Consider the following 3,142-nt stretch of genomic DNA (forward strand, 5'->3'; position numbering starts at 1 on the left):
TAGGTCGCCAGCAGCGCCTGCGCCTCGATCGGGTCGCCCAGGCGGGTGCCGGTGCCGTGCGCCTCCACCGCGTCGACCTCGCGCGCGGACAGCCGCGCGTCCGCGAGGGCGGCGTGGATGACCCGGCGCTGCGAGGGCCCGTTGGGGGCGGTGATGCCGTTGGACGCGCCGTCCTGGTTGACCGCGCTGCCGCGCACCACGGCCAGCACCTCGTGGCCGTTGCGCAGCGCGTCGGACAGCCGCTCCAGCACGACCACACCCGAGCCCTCGGACCAGCCCGCGCCATCGGCGGCGGCGGAGAACGACTTGCAGCGGCCGTCGGCGGCCAGCGCGCGCTGGCGGGAGAACTCGACGAACGTGTCGGTGGTGGAGATGACCGTGGCGCCGCCCGCGAGCGCGAGCGGCGTCTGGCCGGAGCGCAGCGCCTGGCAGGCCAGGTGGATCGCGACCAGCGACGAGGAGCAGCCGGTGTCGATGGTCAGCGCGGGCCCCTCCAGGCCCAGGTGGTAGGCGACCCGGCCGGAGACCAGGCTGCCGGAGCCGAAGCTGTTGGGGTAGTCGTGGTAGACCACGCCCGCGTAGACGGCGGTCTTGCTGCCCTTGAGACCGGCCGGGTCGATGCCCGCGTCCTCCAGCGCCTCCCACGCGGTCTCCAGCAGCACCCGCTGCTGCGGGTCCATCTCGGCGGCCTCGCGCGGGCTGATGCCGAAGAAGCCGGGGTCGAACAGCGGCGCGTCGTGCAGGAACCCGCCGCGCCGCACGTAGATGCTGCCGGGGTTGCCGGGGTCCGGGTGGTAGAGCCCGTCGACGTCCCAGCCCCGGTCGCCGGGCATGTCGGAGGTGGCGTCGACGCCCCCGCGCAGCAGCTCCCACAGCTGCTCGGGGGAGTTCGCGCCACCGGGGTAGCGGCAGCCCATGCCGACGACGGCGATGGGCTCGCTCGCCCGGTCCTGCAGCTCGCGCAACCGCTGGTCGGTCTCGTGCAGCTCGGAGGTGACGCGGCGCAGGTACTCGCGGAGCTTGACTTCGTTGGAGGACATCGAACCACCGTTCACGAGTTGCCGAGCTTGTTGTCGATGAAGCGGAACAGGTCGTCGTCGCTGCCGTCCTCGATCAGCCCGGCCACGTCGTCGGCCTGCCCGGCGGGGGTGATCAGCGCGCGCAGCCGCTCGACCGCCTCGGCGCGCACCAGCTCGTCCACGCCGTCGGCGAACGCGGCCTCCAGGCGGGCGACGCCGTCGAGCACCGGGTTCCCGGCGGTGGGGGCCAGCTCGCCGCGCAGCAGCTCGGCGAGGGCGATGGGGTTGGGGTGGTCGAACACCAGGGTCGCGGGCAGCTTGAGCCCGGTCTCGCCCGCAAGCGCGTCGCGCAGCTCGACGGCGGTGAGCGAGTCGAACCCGGATTCGCTGAAGGACCGCTCGGGGCGCACCGAGTCCGCGTCGGCGTGCCCGAGGACCAGGGCGACCTTGGCCCGCACCAGGTCGAGCAGCACGGTGAGCTGGTCGGCCTCGGTCAGCCCGGCGAGCCTGGCGGTGATCTCGCTCGGGTCGGCCGAGGTCGCCGCGGTGGCGCTCTCGTCCGGGGTGAGCGCGGCGCGCGCCTCGGGGACGGTGTCGATGAGCGGGCGGGGGCGGGCCAGCGCGTAGGCGGGGGCGAACTTGGCCCAGTCCACCTCGGTGACGACCAGGTGGGCCTCGTCGCGGTCGAGCGCGCCCTGCAGGGCGGACACGGCCAGCAGCGGGTCCATCAGGCCGAGGCCCAGGCGGGAGAGCAGGGTCTCGGCGTGGCCGGAGGAGGCCATGCCGCCGCCGCCCCAGGAGCCCCAGGCCACCGAGGTTCCGGTGAGGCCGCGCGCCCGGCGGTGCCGGACCACGCCGTCGACCACGGAGTTGGCCGCGGCGTAACCGATCTGGCCGCCGGAGCCCCAGACCGCGGCGCCGGAGGAGAAGACCACGAACGCGTCCAGCTCGTGGCCATCCAGCAGCTCGTCCAGGTGCAGGGCGCCCACCACCTTGGCGTGCGCGATGTCGGCGAGGTCGGCGATCGTCGCACCGTCCACACCGGACTCCTCGCGCAGCACGCCCGCCGCGTGGAACACGGAGGTGAGGTCCGGCAGGGACTTCACCAGCGCGGCCACGTCGTCGCGGTCGGCCACGTCGAGCGCCACGACCTCCACCTTGCCGCCCAGCTCCGCGCACAGCTCGGCCGCGCCGGGCGCGTCCGGGCCCCGGCGGCTGGCCAGCACGACCCGCTGCGCGCCGGTCTCGACGAGCCAGCGCGCCAGGTGCGCGCCGACGCCGCCGGTGCCGCCGGTCACCAGGACCGTGCCGCGCGGGGCCCACCGGGTGGCGCTCTCCCCTCCGGGGGCGCGCACCAGGCGGCGGCCGAAGACCCCGGAGCGGCGCACCGCGACCTGGTCCTCCCCCGCGCCGGAGAGCACACCCGCGAGCCGGTCGAGCACCCGCGCGTCGGTGAGCTGGTCCAGCTCGGCGGGCAGGTCCACGACGCCGCCCCAGGTGCGCGGCCGGTCCAGGCCCAGCACGGTACCGACGCCCCACAGCGCGGTCTGGCGCAGCCCGCCGGGCCGGTCGAACCGGTCGACGGCGACGGCGCCGGAGGTGCCAAACCAGACCGGCGCGGTGACGCCCGCGTCGTCCAGGCCCTGCACCAGGGTCACCGAGGCGGCGACGCCCAGCGAGAGCGACGGGGACAGCGGGTGCGGGCGCTCGTCCAGGCCCAGCAGGGACAGCACGCCGTCCGGCGCCTGACCGCCGAGGGCGGCGCGGACCCGGTCCGCGACGTGGGCGCGGTCGGCCTCGGCGACGTCGATCTGGACCACCCGCGCGCCGCGCGCGTCGAGCGCGTCCGCGACGGCGTCGACCCGCTCGTCGTCCGGGCCGACCAGCAGCCAGGTGCCCTCGACCGCCGGGACCTCCTCGGCGAGCGAGCGCCACTCGACCCGGTAGCGCCAGGAGTCCACCGTGGACTCGTCGCGGATCTTCCCGCGCCAGGCCGACAGCGCGGGCAGCACCTCGCCCAGCGCGGCGGCGTCCACCGCGAGGTCGCGGGCCAGCGAGTCGAGCCCGCCGGACTCGACGGCGGCCCAGAACCGGGCGTCCCGGTCGTCGGCGACGGCGACGGG

Annotated in this window: 2 protein-coding genes; both read right to left on the reverse strand. The window is 76.1% G+C overall.

The window, feature by feature from the left end; genetic code table 11:
- The coding region (locus ACTUAL_RS08920; protein WP_440899919.1) for a beta-ketoacyl synthase N-terminal-like domain-containing protein at window positions 1-1,040 on the reverse strand (1,040 nt) is incomplete at its 3' end.
- An 11-nt stretch (window positions 1,041-1,051) separates the two neighbouring features.
- On the reverse strand, window positions 1,052-3,142 hold a 2,091-nt coding region (locus tag ACTUAL_RS08925), incomplete at its 5' end, for an SDR family NAD(P)-dependent oxidoreductase (protein WP_440899920.1).

This window comes from Actinosynnema sp. (genome assembly GCF_052038725.1).